Source organism: Brevefilum fermentans (assembly GCF_900184705.1).
Taxonomy (GTDB): domain Bacteria; phylum Chloroflexota; class Anaerolineae; order Anaerolineales; family Anaerolineaceae; genus Brevifilum; species Brevifilum fermentans.
This window is the reverse complement of record NZ_LT859958.1, coordinates 399,859-419,591: the sequence shown is the minus strand read 5'-3', so window position 1 is coordinate 419,591 and position 19,733 is coordinate 399,859. Positions and strand designations below refer to the sequence as shown.

Below are 19,733 nucleotides of genomic sequence, written 5' to 3'. Positions count from 1 at the left end.
AGGAATTGCAAAGGTTCGGTCAACCCATCATCTGCCAGGTGCTTGTTAATCTCATCGGCAGCCACCCGGATCTGACAGCAATTAATAACAATGCGGGCGTTTTTTCAGCATAGGTGGGTGAATACCATCCCCAGGAAGGCTGAGCTGCGATGGTGCCCACCAGCGTCTCCCCCCCTCTGACCAGGTTGACCTGATCCACCCCGGTGATTTGCAGCCTGACGGAGAACTCGGGTCCCTTGACACGCAGTATTTCCCCAGATTCAAATGTCCAATCCCAATCGGGCAGCAACCAGGTCAGGTTGACGGTGTGAGGCTGTTGTTCAAGATCGCTGCTCTTCAAGATATTATCGACCACCAGCCAGCCATCTTCAATCCTGGATAATTTTCGCTGATGAATCGCCCCCAGCCTGCGGTAACCGTCATGTTCGGCTAAAACCCACTTCAATCGATGGTCTTCTCCAGCCTCATACCCTGAAACATCCGCCTGTGCCCAATCCAGCCACAGGAAACGCCCGGCCAGGGTCATCTGCTCCTGTCCATCGATCGTGATGGTATTGTGAACTTTGCTGCTCTGCAAGGCGTTATCCCAGGGCGCCGGCGTATTGTAATGGAAGGTGCCCGGGTCCCTGGCGATGTTCACCCCACGCCACCACAAATCTACATGCAACTGGTCTGCGTGGGAGGGACGGTCAGTAAAGCGTGCCGCCCGGAGGAAAGCCCGTCCCTGACCTGAGGCGATGCGCACCATATCGATCGCCTGGGGTTGAATTTGCTCTGATGCTGCCGGTAGGGCAAGGCCAAACCAGTTGCTCATTTCGTGCAATTCTGGTTGATGGTAAATCCCGCTCCCTAAAAACGCCCTCGCGGCTGCTTCTACGACCGGCCTGAAGTCTTCCTGGGGCGCAGCAGTTAGAGGAAAAAGATAAGCGCCGTCATTGGCTCCGAGGTTTGGCACCCAGCCGGTCTCCGGATCGGTCAGAGCCCACAGCCAGCGTGTGGCTGCTGCCAGGCGTTCGAAAGTCGCCTTCGGCCAGTCGATGTGCCCGGTGGCACGCCGAAGATGATCCGCAAACAGGACAATTTGGAGCATCAAACGGTGATAATTGGTGCTGTTCTGGACGTAACTTCCAAATTCTGTGATCTGCTGTTGCAGTCCCCTATTCAACCACTCCCAGCCCAGTTGCCTCCATTTCCCAGCCTGCGCATGCGCTGGCAGGTAAATTCCAGCCGTGAATAACCCGGCAGCTTCAGCCAGAAGGTGGTTGTTGTTTTGCGCACGGGCATAAACCAGCGTCGGAAGAATGCGTGAAGCGTGTTCAGCCACCGCCGACCACAGAGCCTGGCGATTTTCGCGGGTTGATGACGGCGCCTTCGTCAGCGCCCGATCACAAAAGACGAGGGTCATCAAACGCATGGCAACTTCCTGGGCAGATTGCCATTGACGACCGGTATTGGGCGGATGTGCATTTAAAAATGCATGCATTTTGTCCCAAAAAGCTTGCGCATAATTTGGGTCGTCGCTAAAGGCAAACGCCCTGACCAGGGTGATCCCCCAGCCAAACCGGGCAGGTTCCCAAATGAGCTTGATGTCCTCCTTAAGCGGCGTTCTTTCCAGGACAGTCCAGTGTTCACCGGAAGCGCCAGCTTCCAGGATCAAGGGGACCGGTTCCCCACCAAACAAGCGCACCCGTCCACGGCAGATTTCATCCGCTACTATCAACGTGCTGTTGATCTCTTCCTGGCTGACCTGTGGGAAATGCTCTAAAGGCGCTAAGCCCGGTATGCCGACATCGCCCTCTCTGCGGCTGGGCGTTGCCCGGCGATAGTGTCCGCTGCGTAACCCGACCTGGTAACGCGCAAAGCACCACAGCTTGGTAAAACCCAGCTGGCGCAGGGCTTTGATCAGTTTATAATTGATCTTTGTCATAAAAAACTGGCCAGGCAAACATAATCGGAAAAATTATCACGGATGACCATACGCCCAGCGTCCGGATCGTTCGTCCCACCAAGCATGGTTTTTGGACTAAATCTCCACACGCTTCCCACTGCGCAAGGATTCCAGGGCAGCAAAGCTGGCGCGGGTCACACCCAGCAGTTGCTCATAGGGAATGGGCAGCTCTCCCTGTCCCTGCACGGCAGCCAGGAAAGCCCGCCAGGCATTTGAGTGTCCCTTATCCTGCCGTAAAAGATGTCGCTTCATCTTACGGCGGCCTTTCGCCACAGTTGCCAGCAGGCGCCAATCGTGCAGAGTTGCCACCTGACCGCCAAAGAACACTTCCAGGTACTCCTTTGGAAAGGATTTGTCACCATTCGCCAGGTAAGACACAAGACCCAGGCTCTGGTCCGGGAAGCGGAAGGTCATAATCACATTGTCTTCACTGTAGACGCCCCCATCCGGCAAGCCCTGGGTCAACACCTCGACCGGGCTTTCGCCTACCAGAAAAGTCAGGAAGTCAATAAAGTGACAGGCTTCACCGATGATGCGCCCACCTCCAACCTCCGGATCGAGCAGCCAGTGACCTTTCGGCAGGACATTGGCATTCAGGCGGTAATGCATGTACAGCGGTTCATGGCGCGTATCAACAAAGGCTTTCAGGTGTTGGGCGAGGGGCGCAAAACGGCGGTTGAATCCGACCGTCAACAGGGGTCGGTTTTCCCCTTGCAGCATCTGTTCAATTTGCTTCAGCTCTTCCGTGTTGACCGCCAGGGGTTTTTCACAATACACATGCTTACCCGCTTGAATGGCAGCCTGAATCTGCTGGCTGTGCAGGTGATGGCGGGTGAGAATGGCAATCATGTTGATCACAGGGTCATCAAGCAAGGTTTCTGCTTCGCTGGCGGCAAATCCGAACCCAAAACGGCGTGCGGCGTAGTGCGCACTGACGCCAGATGCCGATACAATCCCCACCGGCGCGATCCCACCGATCCGCTTAACGACCGGTAAGAAGGTGGAAAGGGCATAATTTCCAGCGCCTAAAACGCCTAAAGCGAGGATTTCATCGGGTCTGATCCGTACAGAAGGCGCTGCTGTGTTAAGAATGCGCCGTTCATGGGGCAGGTCCTGTTCTTCATAAGTGAGGAGCACACCGAGGTAGGGCTGATCCCCGGTGATGATCTCATAAGCCCGCGCCCCTTCTTCAATTGCCACCCGGTGGCTGATCAGCGATGAGATATCCAATTTGTCCTCCGCCAAAAGGGTCAGAAAGGCGGCGATATTGCGCGTTTCTGTCCAGCGGACGTAACCGATGGGGTAATCATGCGCTTTTTCTTCATATGACGGATCGTAGCGACCCGGCCCATAGGACCGGGACACAACCAGCTCCAGTTCTTTTTCATAATAGGGCTTGCGGGGGACTTCCATTCCCACGGAACCCACCACCACCACTTTGGCGCGATCGCGGGCGATCTCACCAGCCAAAATCAGTGGATCATTGTCGGAGGTGTCGGCGCAGATCAAAATGGCGTCCAACCCATCACCCTGAGAAAAAGATCGGGCTGCCTCAATCGCCTGCTCTCGATTAACGGCTTTGTTAGCGCCCACCTGGAGCGCCAGTTCAGCCCGTGCCGGGTCAAGTTCGACGCCCAGCACCTGGCAACCAGCAGCGCGGGCAATGCCGGTGGTTAGCAGACCCAGCAGCCCCAGGCCAATGATCCCAACCCGGGCGCCAACCCCAACCTCGGCCAGGCGAAAACCCTGCATGGCAATTGCCCCGATGGTGGCAAAGGCTGCTTCCTCAAAACTCACCGGCTCAGGAATGGGCACCATCAGGTTCTGAGGGATGATCGCGTATTCTGCATGCACCGCATATCCACCACCGGCACACGCGACCCGATCGCCGGCCTTAAATCCCGCCAAACCCGACCCGGTTTTGATGATCGTGCCCGCTGAAGAATAACCCAGGGCAAAGGGTTGATCCAGCTTGTTCAACGCCGCTTCGATGGTGGTGAGCAATCCCTCGCGTCGAGCTTTGTTGAGCACCTCACGAATTAAATCGGGGCGGGAGCGGGCTTTACCCAGCAAGCCCTGTTTGGCAAAGGACACCAGCATGCGTTCAGTGCCTGCAGATACCAGCGAATTAGCCGTCCGAATCAACGCCATTCCATCACCGGGAGTTGGTACGGGCACCTCAGCCACCACCGCTTGTCCAGTTTTCATATTTTGTAAAAGTTGTTTCATCGCATTGCACTCGCTAAACTAAAGTTAGAATAATAAAATTATAGCGCAAACCCAAATTAATGAGCCTTCTCCATACAACTTAAGTCTGACACAATGATCAGGGAGTGTTAAAAAATAGTATTTCTACCATGAGAGTGTCAATGGTCAAGAAGGTTTTCTTAGCGACCCCCCATTTGATCTGCTGACCTGCTGAAGAAAATCCGCTAAATCTGCTTTTACTTTTTTTTCAATTCGACGTTAGAATAAGGATAACATCTGATGGAGCGCCCATGGTCCACAGCAACGACAAAAAACAAGCATAACTGATCACACTGGTTCATCATGGCGCGCGAAACGCCCGCGGAAGAGCGTCCGATTTCTCATAGACTTTAGCGCATTGCCTGGCAACGGGCTAAAGGGCTCTCCGTTAAAACATTTTTCTGGCCCCCTTTTTTCTGGGCGGCGAATGTGATATGATGTCTGACAAATCATTAACCAAGGTGTAAACGATAATGAACTTTCTGATTACGGGCGGCGCTGGTTTTTTAGGCGCGGCACTCAGCAACCGACTGTTGCGGCAGGGACATCATGTGCGCGTATTGGATGATCTTTCCACGGGCAACCCGAACGCGCTGGACCCGGAAGTGCACTTCACCCGCGGTGATATTAACGACCGCCCGAAACTGTGGACGCTTTTGCAAGATATTGACTGTGTCTATCACATGGCGGCACGCGTGTCGGTGCCGGAATCCATCCTGTTTCCGCGCGATTATACAGCGGTTAATGTTGTCGGCACGGTGAACCTGATGGAAGCGGCTCGCGATGCCGGGACGCCCAAGGTAGTGCTGGCTTCTTCCGGTGCGGTCTATGGGGAACAGAAACAGCCCGTGCTGACCGAAGACCTGGCGCCGCGTCCGGGTTCGCCTTATGCAGTGTCAAAGCTCTCATCGGAATGGTATGTGCGCACGATTGGCGCCCTTTCAGGAATTCAAACCCTGTGCCTGCGCATCTTTAATGCCTATGGTCCGGGACAGCACATCCCGGCGTCCCATCCTCCGGTGATTCCTAATTTCATCCGTCAATCACTGCAAAACGGTACCCTGGTTTTCCATGGTGATGCAAACCAGACCCGCGATTACGTCTATGTGGATGACGTGGTCAATGCACTGGTGGCGGCTGCCAGCGCCCAGGGCGTCAATGGAATGGTGATCAACGTGGGGAGCGGCAGCGAAACCAGTATTCGCGACCTGGCCAACGTGGTGATCAAAGTTACGGGCGGCAACCCGGAAGAGGTGTACAACACACGCATCAGCGGTGGCGTTTCGCGGATGTGTGCCGACCTCACCCTGGCCAAAGAAAAATTGGATTATATTCCCCTGGTGCCCCTGGAAATGGGCATTCGGCTGACCCTTGAGGATCATATTAAGGCTAAAAACGGGCTGTAAACGCAATTGCCCGATTTCTAAAGGGTTTTTTAGTTAAATACAAAAGGGCTCTCTTTCCAGAGAGCCCTTTTGTTTTGAGATATTTAGAAGAACAATCCATTGATGCAGTTATGCATCACCAGTATCATCACAGCCATGGTTGAAAACACCATAGGACCAAGCCAATTCTTCCCGGTGATTTTGTAGAATGCTCTTAACATATACGGGGCAAGGAACAGGACAGGAATGGCAAATATGATCACCAGCGGGTCAATCCAGCTGCAAAACTCTTGTGGTCCCCAAAGCACGTTGTGGTCGATGAAAAAGAGTTTGCCGTACTGGAGGATACCGACTAACCCTGCACCGATAATGTTCGATACAGCACAGATAAAGAGATTCTTTTTCTCACTCATCCCTTCAACTCGCATTGCGCCGTTAACGATCAGGGCATTTGATAGATAGAACAAGAAGAAAGCGATCAGATAGGGGAAGAAGGGTATGAGCTTGTCGGGTGCGAAAGTTTTAATAGCAGGAGTCCAAATCCGGAAATCGGTGTTGAACAACCATTTACAGAACCAAACGACGATATAGACACCACCAATAACAAAGATAGCAAGTAAAAGCGTTTTCCAAAACTCTTTACTCGTAATTTTCCACCCAATCATCTCATCCGTACGAATGCCTGCTGCCTTGTCCTTTTTAAAGTTAATCCAAAACCAGAACATACACCAAATTGCCATGATCGCTGTCCAGGTGAAGACATTGTTTGCTGTTGGAGCGTTGAAGATAGCCTTTGGTTTTGTGGCAACAACAAAAATTTTGTCGTAGATCAGCCAGGACAAAAGCGCTGCTCCAAACGATATTGCGCCAGTTAGAAGAATTCCAATATTCCACAGCTTTCGACTTTTCGGTGTAAGTGCAGGAATCTTGGGCCCTTCTTCACCTTTGAGCTCTGCAAACAGTGGACAGGACATTAGAATTTGAGCTAAAGGAACCATTATCATAAACAATCCAATCATAGAGAGGAAGTTAAAGAGTTCCTTTATTAAAAAGGTTTGATTTCCTGGGCCCAGTTGGGTGTTTAAATCGAAGACATACGTAAAGAATTCAATGATGTCTCTTGTGGCATTTGGCATAAAGTGAATAAGAGGGTGCGTTGTCTTGGGTTGATAAAGAACGCGCAAAGTCCGGTCTGCTTTATTACCGTAGAATACACCTTCCTCCACATATTTTATTGGAGCATCTCGCAGCTCTCCAAAGGGAAAATTCACCAGGTCAAGAGCTTCTTTAGACTCTCCAATTAACACTGCATTGCCAGTTGAAGAGCCAAAACCACCCTCCTCGTAATATCCATAGAGGACGCCTAAGTTGGCGTAGATATCCTTGTAAGGGTTGCTCGCTTCAGTAATCATTCTGGGTGCCGCACCCGTTGGAAGAGCTGCCCAAATCTTGTTAAATGAGTCAGCGTAGGCTTGCTCAGCTTCAGTGATTTCTTCTCCACCATCAGAATCGGGATGCATTGCTTCTTCAATGGCTGCGTTGTACAAACGCCCATAATGCATGATCGTTGTGAAGCTATTCCCTCCACCCATGGAGTGCCCCATGACACCAATTCGAGAGGTATCCACATAGTCAAGGATGCCGCTTGTCAGATATTCAACCAGTGAGATCATCCCCATGCCGGTGGTTGACATAGCACCCCAGGTGCCGCCAGAATCGCTTGTCAGGTTGCTTGACATGCCATGGCTGTATGCATCCATAGCTAAAACAACCACACCACGTCGAGATAGTTCAATTGATGCAGCGTCTTGAACCTCGCCGCTGTTCAACCAGCCATGACTGGTTACAACCGCTGGGCATGGCTTTTCTGCAGTACAGTGCTTTGGGATAAAGGCGAGCGCATGGACAGTTTGTTGTTTTTCAGTCCCAATGTAAAAGTCTTTCACGCGGACTCTTCGAAAATCTGTCTGCAATAAATTCGCGACAATACTTCCAATTAAAATCAATAACAGTCCAATAAATAGAAGTCGTACAGGTTTACTTAATTTACTCATTTTAATATTCTCCATATTACGTTATTCTTGTTGTGTCTGATTGTTAATAGAGTGAACACAGTATCGGTTTAGGAAAAGAGTGTGTGGAAAATACGACGATATTCCTCCTTTCACTTGGAAGTTTTATTAAAATGTAACCAACTGCCTCTACGAATAAAATATTGGGGGGCTAACGAACATTAACAGCATTTTTGTGGATGCTGTTATTGAGCACTTTGATTCACTATCATAACATATTTAAGGGAATTTTTCAAAGTATAAAAGAATTTGAGATGATGCTTCCGATAAAAAATGATCGACAATTGCTCCCCGGTTTGTTGACTGGCAGTTTTAGGTGATATTCTATAAACGCTGCCAAACTCGATCTTAAATAATTTTCCCCAGCAATTATCAAGTAAAATAACAGCATGCCAATTATTCCGCGCGATTTTTATTCCCGCCCGGCGCTGGCCGTCGCGCGGGACCTGCTGGGCTGCCGCCTGGTCCGCACGCAATCCGGAACGCGCCTGGCAGGCTTGATTTTAGAGACGGAAGCGTACCAGGGCGAAGATGATTTGGCCTGTCACGCCTCGGCGGGGAAGACACCGCGCACCTCTGTGATGTACGAGCAGCCCGGGCATGCCTATGTCTACTTCACCTACGGGATGCACTGGCTGCTCAATGCCGTGACTGAGCGAGCCGGGACGCCAGCCGCAGTGTTGATCCGCGCCATCCTGCCGGTGGAAGGGGTCGCGGTTATGGCGAAAAACCGCCCATACCAGGCTATGAGACCGGGTTGGACGGACGGTCCTGCCAAATTAACCCAGGCGCTGGGCATCGACGGCGCTTTTAACCGCCTGGATCTGTGCGACGAGACCGGTGAGCTGATCATCGAACACGGGAAGTTTCTGAGCGACGATGGGATCGAGCAAACGCCTCGAATCGGTTTGAATGCGGTTCCCGAGCCCTGGCGCTCACTGCCCTGGCGTTTCACGCTGCGAGAGGGGGCGATCAATGCCCTCTAACATCGAACTCTTCCGCAGGCTCTACCGCATCAGGCGCTTTGAGACGGTCCTGCTGGATCACTTCAAATCCGGGATTTTCCCGGGCACAACGCATACCAGCCTCGGGCAGGAAGCCAACGCGGTGGGGGTGCTGGCTCACCTGCAGGAAGGCGATGTTGTGGTCAGCAATCACCGCTCGCACGGGCACTTCCTGGCACATGGTGGAGACCCACAGACGCTGTTTGCCGAATTAATGGGAAAACCCTCGGGCGTGTGTGGCGGGGTGGGCGGATCTCAACATCTCCACTGGCGCAATTTTTATTCCAGCGGCATACAGGGGGGCACGGTCGCCATGGCAGCCGGCATGGCGCTGGCAGAAAAACGCGCGGGCAACGGGGCGATCGTGGTGGATTTCATGGGAGATGGCACCCTGGGTGAGGGTATTGTCTATGAGTGTTTGAACATGATCTCACTCTGGCAGCTACCGATTCTGATCGTCCTTGAGCACAACCACATCGCGCAAACCACGCCAGCCAAACTGACTATTGCCGGCAGTGTCAGTCAGCGTTTTGAGACCTTTGGCATCCCGACCGCTGAGCTGGACAGCAGTGATATCCTGGAGATTTTCCCACTGGCCGGGACGTTGATTAACCAGGTCCGTGTTGAATCTGCACCGAGGGCGTTGATTATTCATACGGAGCGTTTAGGCGCACATTCCAAGGGCGATGATACCCGCCCATCCGAGGAGTTGGAAAACCTGTGGCAATTTCGCGATCCAATTGCGATCCAGGCGGCTCGCCTGCCAGAGGCAGAGCGCAACCGGATTGTGAATGAAGTCGATGCTGACATTCAACGGGCTTTTGAAGCCGCCCTGGGCGCTAAAGGAGGGGGTTGATGCGCGAACAACTCCCCCGCACTGTGCTCGATTCCCTCAATCTGGGTTTGCATAAAGCCCTGGTCGATGACCCGCTGGCAATCCTGCTGGGCGAAGACCTGCTGGACCCTTACGGCGGGGCATTCAAGGTCACTCGTGGTCTTTCCAGCGCCTTTCCGGACCGGGTGATAACCACGCCGATCTCAGAGGCGGGCATCACTGGCATCGCCGGCGGGATGGCGTTGCGCGGCCTGCACCCGGTGGTTGAAATCATGTTCGGGGATTTTGTCACGCTGATCAGCGACCAGGTCATCAATCATATCGCTAAGTTCAACAGCATGTACAATGGGGCGGCAACAGCCCCGGTGGTGATCCGCACGCCGATGGGCGGTCGTCGCGGTTACGGCCCGACGCACTCACAGACGCTGGAAAAATTCTTTTTAGGCATTCCCGGGCTGACCGTGCTGGCGCCCTTTCACCTTCTGGACGATTGTCCCCTCGGGGCTCCGGGAGAACTGCTGTATGAGGCGATCCTCACTTCAGATTCCCCGGTGCTCTTTGTTGAGAATAAGCTGCAGTATCTGCTGAAGCTGCTCACACCGGCTGACCTGGTTGAATATGAGCTCGATACGGATCGCAGCAGTGCCTTCTATACGCTGAGGATGAAAACAGCCCCAGCAGCGATGATCACCCTGGCAGCCTATGGCTATATGGCGCACCTGGCGTTGGAAGCCTTGTACAAGCTGGCATACGAATACGAAATCTTCTGCGAATTGTTAGTGCCGACTCGGTTGGCGCCCTTTGAGCTGCAGCCGTTGTTTGATTCTGTGGCACGTACAGGTCGACTGCTCACAGTTGAAGAGGGCACGTTCTCATTGGGCTGGGGCGCAGAGGTACTGGCTCGAACCTCAGAAGTCCTGGGGGCAGACCTCAGATGCGCCCGGCGCCTGGCGGCGAAAGAGGAAGTGATCCCCGTTGCACCGGAGCTTGAAGCAGCCTGCCTGCCGGGCGTCGACGATATGATTGCCCGGGTAAGAGAAATGGTGTGAAATCATGCAAAAACTGATCCCGATAAAAATCCCGCTGATCAATCCCAACGAATCCGAAGCCCTGATCGTCGCATTGCCGGTCAAAGAAGGCGCAGCGATTCAACAGGGTCAGGTGGTGGCGGTGATTGAAACCACCAAGTCTACCGGTGAAATCGAGTCCGAAGCTTCCGGATATTTGGTCGGCCTGCGATTTTCAGAAGGGGAGACGTTGCAGGCTGGCGAAGTGCTGGGGTATATCGGCATGTCACCTGACGCCAGCGACCCTTCATTGCCGCCCTGGGCGGACTCCCAACCCTTGAAAGTCGCTCGGGAACCTGCGCTGACCGGTTTGCGCATCACCGAACCGGCGCGGGAATTGGCTCTGTCGCAGGGTTTATCCTTGGAAGACCTGCCGCAGGGCACCCTGGTGACCCGGGAAACGGTCATGGCGTTGATTTCATCGGAAAAATCGGTGTCCGGCACGTCTCTCCCGCAAGGTGAGAAGCGCCTGGTGATTTACGGCGCGGGTGGGCATGGCTGTTCACTGGCTGCCCTGGTGCGCCATTCGGAAGACTATGAAATACTTGGTTTTCTCGATGACGGCTTACCGGAAGGTTCACCTGTGGATGGGTTGCCGGTTTTAGGCGGTGGTGAAAAACTGGTTGAGCTGGCACAGGCCGGCATCCGCCTGGCGGTGAACGGCGTGGGCGGAATTGGCGACCTGCCAGCACGTTTGTCAGTGTATCGAAAGCTGGCTGAGGCAAGTTTCTTTTGCCCAAGCGTGATTCACCGCACGGCTTTCCTGGAAAAAAGCGCGATGCTGGCTGATGGCGTGCAGGTCTACCCGATGGCTTATGTCGGGGTTCGGGTTCAGGTGGGTTACGGGTGTATCATCAACACCGGCGCGATCGTTTCCCATGATTGCAAGCTGGCTCCCTATGTCAACCTTTCACCGGGGGCGACCCTGGCCGGGGGTGTTGTGGTCGGCGAAGCAGCCCTGGTTGGCATGCGCGCCACGATCAACCTGAATGTGAGCATCGGCAAACGGGCGCGGATTGGGAACGGGGCAACGGTCAAACAGGACGTCCCGGATGGCGGAATTGTCCCAGCCGGAACCATCTGGCCGCCCAGGCGTTGAATCTGTGCCGGGATGGTCGCTAAAAATTCAGCTGGTTTGTTGATAATGAAAGGTGTTAACACTGATGTTTGCAAAAAAGAAGACTTCTCCTGACATTATTTCTGCCCGTCCCGTCGATCGGGTGACCTCGGTGCTGGGACCGGGTATTAGCTGGAAAGGCGATCTGCGCGGCAAGGGCGGTGTGCGCATTGAAGGCGCTCTGGAGGGCGAGGTTGCCGTGCGTGGCATGGTCATTGTTGGAGAGACCGGCAAGGTGACCTGTGAAGTGCTCAAAGCAGGGACGGTGATTGTCGCGGGGTTGGTCAGCGGGCAAATTATTGCGGAAAAGCTTGAAATTCGGGCAACCGGTCGGGTGTATGGCGATGTAGTCATTCAATCGATCTCAACCGATGAGGGCGCCTTCCTGCGAGGCACGGTCACGATGGAGGAAAGGGTGGACCTTTCGGACCTACCAGGCGAGAGTCGAGATGCTTCTGAACCGGGTGCTGAAGAATTTTCGTAACAAAGGGTGGACTGACCCATGCGAATGTCAAAGCTGTTCAGCGTGACTCTGCGCGATGTGCCCTCCGAGGCAGAGATTACCAGTCATCAACTGCTGCTCAGGGCGGGATATATCCGTCAACTGGGGGCAGGCATTTATTCCTATTTGCCACTGGCACAGCGGGTGCTTGCCCGCATGGAAAACATCATGCGCGAAGAAATGGCGACCATTGGCGGACAGGAACTGAAAATGCCGGTCGTGCACCCGGCAGATGTCTGGCAGGAGACCGGGCGCTGGGACCAGGTCGGAGATGAGATGGCGCGCTTCAAGGATCGCAGCGGTCATGATATGGTTCTGGCTATGACCCACGAAGAGATTGTTGCCGACCTGGCGCGGCGTGAAATCCAGTCCTACCGACAGTTGCCACAGTTGATCTACCATATTCAGACCAAGTTCAGAGATGATCCCCGTCCTCGCGCCGGATTGATCCGGGTACGTGAATTCACCATGCTTGATAGCTACAGCCTGGACCGTGACCAGACTGGATTAGATGAGCAGTACCGGGCACATTACGCAGCATATTTTCGCATCTTCAACCGCTGTGGCTTGCCAGTCAGGGCGGTGGGTTCGGATACCGGCATGATGGGTGGGTTGGAAGCCCATGAATTTATGTACCTGACGCCTGCCGGTGAGGATACGCTGCTGTTTTGCAACCAGTGTGATTATGCAGCCAACCGCCAGGTGGCGACTTTTAGAAAGCCCGACCCATCCGCCGAGACGCTGCAGCCGCTGGAAAAAGTAGCCACCCCCGGGGCGGCGACCATCGCCGAACTGACAGAATATTTACAGATCTCTCCGGCGCAGACAGCCAAAGCGGTCTTTTTAATGGCAGAGCTGGCTGACTCTCTGCCGCCTCGCATGGTGTTTGCTGTTTTGCGGGGGGATATGACCTTGAATGAAACCAAACTGGTTAATGCGCTGGGAGCCGCAGGCTCAGGCACAATAAAGAATCTCCGACCTGCCCGTGACGACGAAATTATCGCCATCGGCGCCAACCCGGGATATGCCTCACCGATCGGAATTGATCGGGAAAAGGTCTGGGTTGTGGCGGACGACCTGCTGACCCGGGCACCGAACCTGGTCGCCGGCGCCAATGAAGCTGGCTTTCACTTGCGAAATACCAACCTTGGGCGGGATTACCAGGCGGATATCATTGCAGATATTGCACAGGCAGAAGATGGCGCTCCCTGCCCGTTTTGTGCGGGCACGCTGAATGCCGCGCGGGGCGTTGAGGTGGGCAATATCTTCAAGCTGGGAAGTCGGTACACCGATGCGCTGGGCGCCTCCTTCCTGGATGAGGATGGTTTGCCCCGATCGATCATCATGGGCTCTTATGGGATTGGCTTGGGCAGGTTGATGGCATGTATTGCCGAAGAACACCATGACGACCAGGGTTTGATCTGGCCGTTCAGTGTAACTCCCTATCCGCTGCACCTGGTGATGCTGAGCAGCAGGGATGGCTCGGCTGAAAAAGAATCCGAAGCGCTCTACCAGGTATTGATGGATGCTGGCCTTGAACCACTGTATGATGACCGGGAAGAACGCGCGGGCGTCAAGTTCAAGGATGCTGACCTGATCGGCATCCCCCTGCGAGTGACCGTTTCGACCCGGTCGCTGCAGAGTGGCGGGTTTGAGTTCAAACGACGGGAGCAGGAGGAGCGCTGGATTGTCCCGGCAGAAGAGGCGCTGGCGGTGATAAGGGCTGAAATTGAAAGATTGGAAGCTCAAAACATGGCTCATTAATGCAGGAGCGCTCCCTCAAATGAAGCAGATTGAAGCTTAGACCCGCTCCTACCTTGGTGATGGGAGTGTGTCAGGCGGTTTTTAGTGTGAATCCCTTGATTATTCCTTGAAAATTGAATATTTTAAGCCCCTTTAGTTTGTCGGACAATTGACAAGAACGACTTATTCCGATACAATCAAACCTATGCATTTGTCTGACAATCTGTTTGATCGGAAAGGATGCTGATGACGACTTTATTGATCAAAAATATTGAAATCCTGGTCACCATGGATGACCAGCGCCAGGAATTGCAACACACTAACCTTTTCATCAAGGATGGGTTTATCCAAGCAATCGGCGCGTTAACCGACATGCCCGCAAAGGCTGATCAAGAGATTGACCTTTCCGGGCATATTGTTTTTCCGGGGTTGGTCAACACCCACCACCATTTCTACCAAACCCTGACGCGTGTCGTGCCCAAAGCCCAGAATGCCAACCTGTTTAACTGGCTGGTGACCCTTTACCCGATTTGGGCACGCATGACCCCCGACGATATCCGTATTTCTACCCAAACGGCACTGGCTGAGCTGGCGCTATCGGGCTGTACGACCGCCTCTGACCACCTGTACCTGTTTCCGAACGGCTCCAGGCTTGACGATGAGATCCATGCCGCAGCCGAGGTCGGCTTACGCCTGCATGCCTCTCGCGGCTCGATGAGCCTGGGCGAATCTGCTGGGGGGCTGCCGCCGAATAGCGTGGTAGATAGCGAAGAACACATCCTGGCTGACAGCCAGCGTTTGATCGAAACCTATCATGATCCTTCGCCGGGGTCTATGGTGCAGATTGTGCTGGCGCCCTGCTCGCCCTTCAGCGTGACCGGCGAGTTAATGCGCCAATCTGCCCTGCTGGCGCGGGAATACGGGGTGCACCTGCACACTCACCTGGCAGAAACTCAGGACGAAGAGGATTTTTGCCTCGAAAAGTTTGGACACCGCCCGGTGGCTTACATGCAGGAGGTGGGCTGGATTGGCGAAGACGTGTGGTTTGCTCACAGCGTGCACGTTAACGATGCCGAGATCCAGCTCTATGCCGATACCGGTTGCGGAGTGGCGCACTGTCCCGGCTCGAATATGCGCCTGGCCTCAGGCATTGCACCAATCCTGCACATGCTGGGCAGGGGCGTCAAGGTGGGCTTGGGAGTGGACGGTTCATCCAGCAATGATAGCTCTCACCTGCTGGGTGAAGCTCGATTAGCCATGCTGCTCGCTCGATTAAACGCCGGATTGGGCGGAGCATCTCGCTCTGGCGAAGACGCGCCGCCTTTGATGAGCGCCCGCCAGGCGTTAGAAATCGCCACACGGGGCGGTGCTGCCGTCCTGGGGCGCGAGGACATCGGTTCGCTGGAAGTGGGCAAATGTGCAGACCTGTTTGCCATCAACCTCAACCGGCTGGATTATGCCGGCGCCCTGCACGACCCGGTGGCCGCAGCCCTGTTCTGTGCCCCTCAGAAGGTTAATGTCAACATTGTTGGCGGAAAGTTCATTGTCAAAGATGGTGAGCTGGTGACGATCGATGTGCCCGATCTGGTCAAAAAACATAACCAGGCGGCAAAACGGCTGGTGACTGAAAAATAATCAGGGCTTCGTTTCATTGCGTGCAAATACTGGCTTTCAGTGTTTTAATCAACAAGTTTTATAACCAAAAGGAGAACTAAAAAGAAAATGAACAACGAATCAATCATTAAAGAAATTCAAAGCAAGGTTGAGGAGCAACGGGAAGAGATCATCCAATTCCTTCGCGACATTGTTGCCATTCCAAGCGTGGAAAATCAGATCGGCCCCGTCGGTGAGCGCATTGCCGAAGAAATGAACAAACTGAAATTTGATGAAGTCCGTTTCGACAAGATGGGCAACATCATCGGTCGCATCGGAGACGGTGAGCGCATTATCGTGTTTGACTCGCACATCGATACGGTTGGGATCGGCGATCCTGAATCATGGGAATGGGATCCCTTCATCGGCAAGGTTGAAGACGGGGTTCTGTACGCTCGCGGCGCCTGTGACGAAAAAGGCTCTACCCCCGGGATGGTTTATGGCATGGCTATCGCTCGCGATATGGGCTTGCTGGAAGGCTGGACTGCGTATTACTTCGGTAATATGGAAGAATGGTGCGATGGAATTTCGCCCAACACTTTTGTTGAAGTGGATCCTGCGGTTAAGCCAGATTATGTCATCATTGGCGAGCCCACCAAAATGCAGGTTTATCGCGGTCACAAAGGCAGAATCGAGTTAAAGATGACCGCCAAGGGTCGTTCAGCACATGCTGCCTCCAACCACCTGGGAATCAACGCCATCTACCTGTTATTGCCCGTCATTGCAGGCATTCGTGACCTGGAACCAGAATTAGGCGATCACGATTTCCTTGGGCATGGAAAAATCACCGTGTCCGACATGGAAGTTAAGACCCCTTCCATCAATGCCGTCCCCGATGAAGCGGTGATCTATATTGACCGGCGATTAACCTTTGGTGAGACAAAAGAAGAAGCTTTTGCACAAATCCAGGCTCTGATTCCCGAAGAATCTCGCGATCTGATCACCCTTGAAGAGCTGTTTTACGATGAGCCTTCATACACCGGCTTTGTCTTCGAAGTTGATAAATACTTCCCGGCCTGGGTATTGGATGAAGATCACCACCTCGTGCAGGCGGGACTCGAAGCCATGCAAAAAATTGGGCTGCCCGATCTCCCCGCCGGCAAATGGAATTTTTCCACCAATGGCATCTACTGGGCTGGTAAAGCTGGCATCCCCTCGATTGGCTTTGCCCCTGGCGATGAGGAAACCGCGCACACAAATGTGGACAGCGTGAATCTGAATGATGTGGTCAAGGCGACCGAATTTTACGCCCTGATCAGCCATTTGATTAAAGAAAGATCGCAATAATTTCGTTTTGTGAATGACAATCTGGAAAAACGATTTTAGGACGAAACCGAATAAAACATAAGTTCAGATCTTTCGACATATCACCGCTTGCAAAACGACCTGAGGGAGATGATTGAAAATTCTCCTAAGGGAACGAAATTGCCGTCAGAACCCCAGTTGGCGAGCGAGTTGGGCGTTTCTCGGGCGACTTTGCGAGAGGCAATGCGCACCTTTGAAAGCCAGGGTTTCCTTCGGCGCAGGCAGGGCTTGGGAACTTTTGTTGAGAAACCAACCCGGGTGATTGAAACCGGTCTTGAAGTGCTGGAAAGCATCGAAACGCTGGGAAAGAAAATTGGTCTGAATGTCACGATGGGCGCCCTGGATATCAAGCATGCCCTGGCAGATGAGATGCAGGCTGAAAAATTGCATCTGCGGGTGGGGGCGCCCATTTTACAAGTCAAACGTGTGATTATCACCGATCACGCACCGGTGGCGTATTTAATCGATATCTTACCGGACCACGTCATCACTCTGAAAACGATTGAAGACCAATTTACTGGCTCGATGCTTGATCTTCTGAATCGGTTTGTGAATCCACCTTTGTCGGAATCCAAAACCGAGATCAGTGCAGTCCATGCACATTCGGAAGTGGCAAAAGCCCTGGACATCCAGCGAGGAGATACCTTGCTGCTGTTGTCGGGTGTGCTGTTTGATGTTGAAGGGCACCCGGTAGACTTTTCTTACAGCTATTTTCTCCCGGGTTATTTCAAGCTGCACATCGTCAGGAAAATTGGACGTTTCGAAATACAATGATTTTTCTAAATAAAATAAATTGTAAAACACTATTTTTTAAACAAAGGAGCCTTAAATGCAAACAAATTTACGTGGACGAGATTTAATCAGCGACCTTGACTTCAGTAAAGAAGAAGTTGAAACCGTTTTAGATGTCGCATTCGATCTTAAGCGGAAACGTGCCCTCGGTCAACCGCACGCCTACCTGCGCGACAAAGTCCTGGGATTGTTGTTTTTCTTTACCAGCACCCGGACGCGCTGCAGTTTTGAAGCGGGTATGGCTCAATTAGGAGGTCATGCTGCTTTTATCGAATCGCAGACCACTCAGATCTCTCATGGCGACACGGCAACGGAAATTGGCGAAATTCTGGGTCGTTATTTTGACGGCATCGCCATCCGTCAATGCGATTGGGGCATTGGCAACCGCTACCTCAACGAGGTCGCCAATGCAGCACGCGTGCCCTTGCTGAGTATGCAATGTGACGTTTACCATCCGCCACAATGTTTAGCAGACCTGATGACCATTTGGGAGAAGAAAGGCCGCGATCTGCGCGGAAAGAAGATCGTTGTTTCGTGGGCATATGCCTCCTCCTATTCAAAACCCATTTCTGTCCCGCAATCTCTGATTCTGCAGATGCCCCGCTTTGGTCTGGATGTGGTTCTGGCTCACCCACCCGAGTTTGAACTGATGCCCGAAATTATGGATCAGGCGCGCGAACAAGCTCGCAAGTACAAAACCGGCTTTGATGTTGTTGACAGCATGGAAGAGGGTTTCAAAGATGCGGATATTGTCTATGCCAAATCCTGGGGTCCCCTGGTTAACATCACTGATCCCGCAGAAATCACCCGGGTGACCAACAAATACGAGAGCTGGATCACCGACGCGCGAAAAATGGCTTTAGCCAAAGAAGATGCCATCTTTATGCATCCTTTACCAGCGGACCGAAACATTGAAGTGACGGATGAGGTGTTGGATGGTCCGCAATCGGTTGTGTTTGATGAAGCCGAGAACCGTCTGCACGCGCAAAAGGCTGTCATGGCGTTGACGATGGCGTAATTTTTAAAATAATTAACGGAACAGGATCAATCAATCGTATGGGAAGACAAGGAATTGCAGTCGTTGCGGTGGGCGGCAATGCGCTGATCAAAGATAAGGCGCACCAAACGGTTCAGGACCAGTATGAGGCTGCCAAAGATACGATGAAACACATCGTGGATATGATTCAAAAAGGCTGGGACGTGGTGATCACGCACGGTAACGGCCCACAGGTGGGTTTTATCCTGCGGCGTTCAGAACTCGCCCGGCATGAAATGCACGAAGTCCCGTTGGATTACTGCGGTGCTGATACCCAGGGCGCAATTGGATATATGTTCCAAAACGCGCTCCAAAATGAGTTTAAAGACCGCGGCATGCAGAAAGATGCCGCAGCCGTCGTAACGCAAACCATTGTCGACAAAAATGACCCTGCCTTTCAGAATCCCACCAAGCCCATCGGCTCCTTTATGGATGAAGAAGAGGCACAGCGACGCGCCAAAAATGAGGGCTGGACAGTGGTGGAAGATGCCGGCCGCGGCTGGCGGCGTGTGGTTCCCTCACCCATCCCCACCCGCATCGTTGAAGCTAAGGTGATCGAGACCCTGATTCGCGCTGGAATCATTGTGGTGGCGGTCGGCGGCGGCGGGATCCCGGTGGTGGAGGACGAAGCGGGTCGGGTTACAGGTGTTGAAGCTGTAATTGACAAAGATTTTGGTTCGGCGCTGTTGGCTGCAAACATTCGGGCAGATTTATTCGTCATCAGCACGGCTGTTGAAAAAGTGGCTCTTTACTTCAATACGCCCGACCAGGTTTTCCTGGATCAAATGACTGTTGCAAAAGCCAAACAATATATCGAAGAGGGCCATTTTGCTGCCGGTAGTATGCTGCCAAAAATTCAGGCGATCATCAAATTCTTTGATGAAGGCGGCAAGAAAGCCCTGATCACCGACCCAAAACACATCAGTGATGCCCTTGAAGGGAAAACCGGAACGTGGATCGTTCCTTAACCTCAAATAAGCTGGGCTGCGATTGGTTAGATTGCAGCCCACAGGGTTTTATGCTGACG

15 protein-coding genes are annotated in these 19,733 nt (G+C 53.1%); 12 read left to right on the top strand and 3 right to left on the bottom strand.

Going from position 1 to position 19,733, the window contains the following annotated elements; all coding sequences use genetic code 11:
* Positions 1-19 precede the first annotated feature (19 nt).
* The gene (locus tag CFX1CAM_RS01815; RefSeq protein ID WP_087861369.1) at positions 20-1,927 is read right to left on the bottom strand and encodes an alginate lyase family protein; all 1,908 of its coding nucleotides are present in this window, start codon (positions 1,925-1,927) and stop codon (positions 20-22) included.
* Between the two features lie 96 nt (positions 1,928-2,023).
* Entirely contained in the window at positions 2,024-4,177 is a 2,154-nt protein-coding gene (locus CFX1CAM_RS01810) for a bi-domain-containing oxidoreductase (protein WP_087861368.1), read from the bottom strand.
* Between the two features lie 491 nt (positions 4,178-4,668).
* Here CFX1CAM_RS01810 and CFX1CAM_RS01805 point away from each other — a divergent pair, with 491 nt between their 5' ends.
* Positions 4,669-5,601, top strand: a complete 933-nt coding sequence (locus CFX1CAM_RS01805) for an NAD-dependent epimerase/dehydratase family protein (protein ID WP_087861367.1) — start codon at positions 4,669-4,671, stop codon at positions 5,599-5,601.
* A gap of 83 nt (positions 5,602-5,684) precedes the next feature.
* On the opposite strand, the gene CFX1CAM_RS01800 is transcribed toward CFX1CAM_RS01805, so the two are convergent.
* Positions 5,685-7,634, bottom strand: a complete 1,950-nt coding sequence (locus tag CFX1CAM_RS01800; RefSeq protein ID WP_087861366.1) for an alpha/beta fold hydrolase — start codon at positions 7,632-7,634, stop codon at positions 5,685-5,687.
* 407 nt (positions 7,635-8,041) lie between these two features.
* Between CFX1CAM_RS01800 and CFX1CAM_RS01795 the strand changes: the two genes are divergently transcribed.
* The 11 genes from CFX1CAM_RS01795 to arcC all read left to right on the top strand — a co-directional run bounded on the left by CFX1CAM_RS01795 (position 8,042) and on the right by arcC (position 19,674).
* Positions 8,042-8,638, top strand: a complete 597-nt coding sequence (locus CFX1CAM_RS01795) for a DNA-3-methyladenine glycosylase (protein ID WP_087861365.1) — start codon at positions 8,042-8,044, stop codon at positions 8,636-8,638.
* On the top strand, positions 8,628-9,512 hold the full coding sequence (locus CFX1CAM_RS01790) for a thiamine pyrophosphate-dependent dehydrogenase E1 component subunit alpha (protein WP_157891643.1): 885 nt from the start codon (positions 8,628-8,630) through the stop codon (positions 9,510-9,512). The genes CFX1CAM_RS01795 and CFX1CAM_RS01790 overlap by 11 nt, the downstream gene beginning before the upstream one ends.
* Entirely contained in the window at positions 9,512-10,540 is a 1,029-nt protein-coding gene (locus CFX1CAM_RS01785; RefSeq protein ID WP_087861363.1) for an alpha-ketoacid dehydrogenase subunit beta, read from the top strand. The genes CFX1CAM_RS01790 and CFX1CAM_RS01785 overlap by 1 nt, the downstream gene beginning before the upstream one ends.
* Positions 10,541-10,544: 4 nt before the next feature.
* The gene (locus tag CFX1CAM_RS01780; protein WP_087861362.1) at positions 10,545-11,657 is read left to right on the top strand and encodes a NeuD/PglB/VioB family sugar acetyltransferase; all 1,113 of its coding nucleotides are present in this window, start codon (positions 10,545-10,547) and stop codon (positions 11,655-11,657) included.
* 64 nt (positions 11,658-11,721) lie between these two features.
* On the top strand, positions 11,722-12,159 hold the full coding sequence (locus tag CFX1CAM_RS01775) for a bactofilin family protein (protein ID WP_087861361.1): 438 nt from the start codon (positions 11,722-11,724) through the stop codon (positions 12,157-12,159).
* Positions 12,160-12,177: 18 nt separating this feature from the next.
* Positions 12,178-13,941, top strand: coding sequence for a proline--tRNA ligase (locus tag CFX1CAM_RS01770; RefSeq protein ID WP_087861360.1), 1,764 nt, complete (start codon positions 12,178-12,180; stop codon positions 13,939-13,941).
* A gap of 225 nt (positions 13,942-14,166) precedes the next feature.
* On the top strand, positions 14,167-15,555 hold the full coding sequence (locus CFX1CAM_RS01765) for an 8-oxoguanine deaminase (protein ID WP_173745449.1): 1,389 nt from the start codon (positions 14,167-14,169) through the stop codon (positions 15,553-15,555).
* Positions 15,556-15,642: 87 nt separating this feature from the next.
* Positions 15,643-16,860 (top strand): YgeY family selenium metabolism-linked hydrolase, encoded by a 1,218-nt coding sequence (locus CFX1CAM_RS01760; protein WP_087861359.1) that lies wholly within the window; start codon positions 15,643-15,645, stop codon positions 16,858-16,860.
* A gap of 87 nt (positions 16,861-16,947) precedes the next feature.
* Positions 16,948-17,652 (top strand): GntR family transcriptional regulator, encoded by a 705-nt coding sequence (locus CFX1CAM_RS01755; RefSeq protein ID WP_269457039.1) that lies wholly within the window; start codon positions 16,948-16,950, stop codon positions 17,650-17,652.
* Positions 17,653-17,707: 55 nt separating this feature from the next.
* Entirely contained in the window at positions 17,708-18,688 is a 981-nt protein-coding gene (locus CFX1CAM_RS01750; protein ID WP_087861357.1) for an ornithine carbamoyltransferase, read from the top strand.
* Positions 18,689-18,726: 38 nt separating this feature from the next.
* Positions 18,727-19,674 carry a carbamate kinase gene (gene arcC / locus CFX1CAM_RS01745; protein ID WP_087861356.1) on the top strand — a complete coding sequence of 316 codons (948 nt, stop codon included), beginning with the start codon at positions 18,727-18,729 and terminating at the stop codon, positions 19,672-19,674.
* Positions 19,675-19,733 lie beyond the last annotated feature (59 nt).

Bases quoted from the DNA above. Each gene is read 5' to 3' on its own strand.
- CFX1CAM_RS01815 (WP_087861369.1), bottom strand. From the start codon at position 1,927: ATGACAAAGATCAATTATAAACTGATCAAAGCCCTGCGCCAGCTGGGT.
- CFX1CAM_RS01810 (WP_087861368.1), bottom strand. From the start codon at position 4,177: ATGAAACAACTTTTACAAAATATGAAAACTGGACAAGCGGTGGTGGCT.
- CFX1CAM_RS01805 (WP_087861367.1), top strand. From the start codon at position 4,669: ATGAACTTTCTGATTACGGGCGGCGCTGGTTTTTTAGGCGCGGCACTC.
- CFX1CAM_RS01800 (WP_087861366.1), bottom strand. From the start codon at position 7,634: ATGAGTAAATTAAGTAAACCTGTACGACTTCTATTTATTGGACTGTTA.
- CFX1CAM_RS01795 (WP_087861365.1), top strand. From the start codon at position 8,042: ATGCCAATTATTCCGCGCGATTTTTATTCCCGCCCGGCGCTGGCCGTC.
- CFX1CAM_RS01790 (WP_157891643.1), top strand. From the start codon at position 8,628: ATGCCCTCTAACATCGAACTCTTCCGCAGGCTCTACCGCATCAGGCGC.
- CFX1CAM_RS01785 (WP_087861363.1), top strand. From the start codon at position 9,512: ATGCGCGAACAACTCCCCCGCACTGTGCTCGATTCCCTCAATCTGGGT.
- CFX1CAM_RS01780 (WP_087861362.1), top strand. From the start codon at position 10,545: ATGCAAAAACTGATCCCGATAAAAATCCCGCTGATCAATCCCAACGAA.
- CFX1CAM_RS01775 (WP_087861361.1), top strand. From the start codon at position 11,722: ATGTTTGCAAAAAAGAAGACTTCTCCTGACATTATTTCTGCCCGTCCC.
- CFX1CAM_RS01770 (WP_087861360.1), top strand. From the start codon at position 12,178: ATGCGAATGTCAAAGCTGTTCAGCGTGACTCTGCGCGATGTGCCCTCC.
- CFX1CAM_RS01765 (WP_173745449.1), top strand. From the start codon at position 14,167: ATGACGACTTTATTGATCAAAAATATTGAAATCCTGGTCACCATGGAT.
- CFX1CAM_RS01760 (WP_087861359.1), top strand. From the start codon at position 15,643: ATGAACAACGAATCAATCATTAAAGAAATTCAAAGCAAGGTTGAGGAG.
- CFX1CAM_RS01750 (WP_087861357.1), top strand. From the start codon at position 17,708: ATGCAAACAAATTTACGTGGACGAGATTTAATCAGCGACCTTGACTTC.
- arcC (WP_087861356.1), top strand. From the start codon at position 18,727: ATGGGAAGACAAGGAATTGCAGTCGTTGCGGTGGGCGGCAATGCGCTG.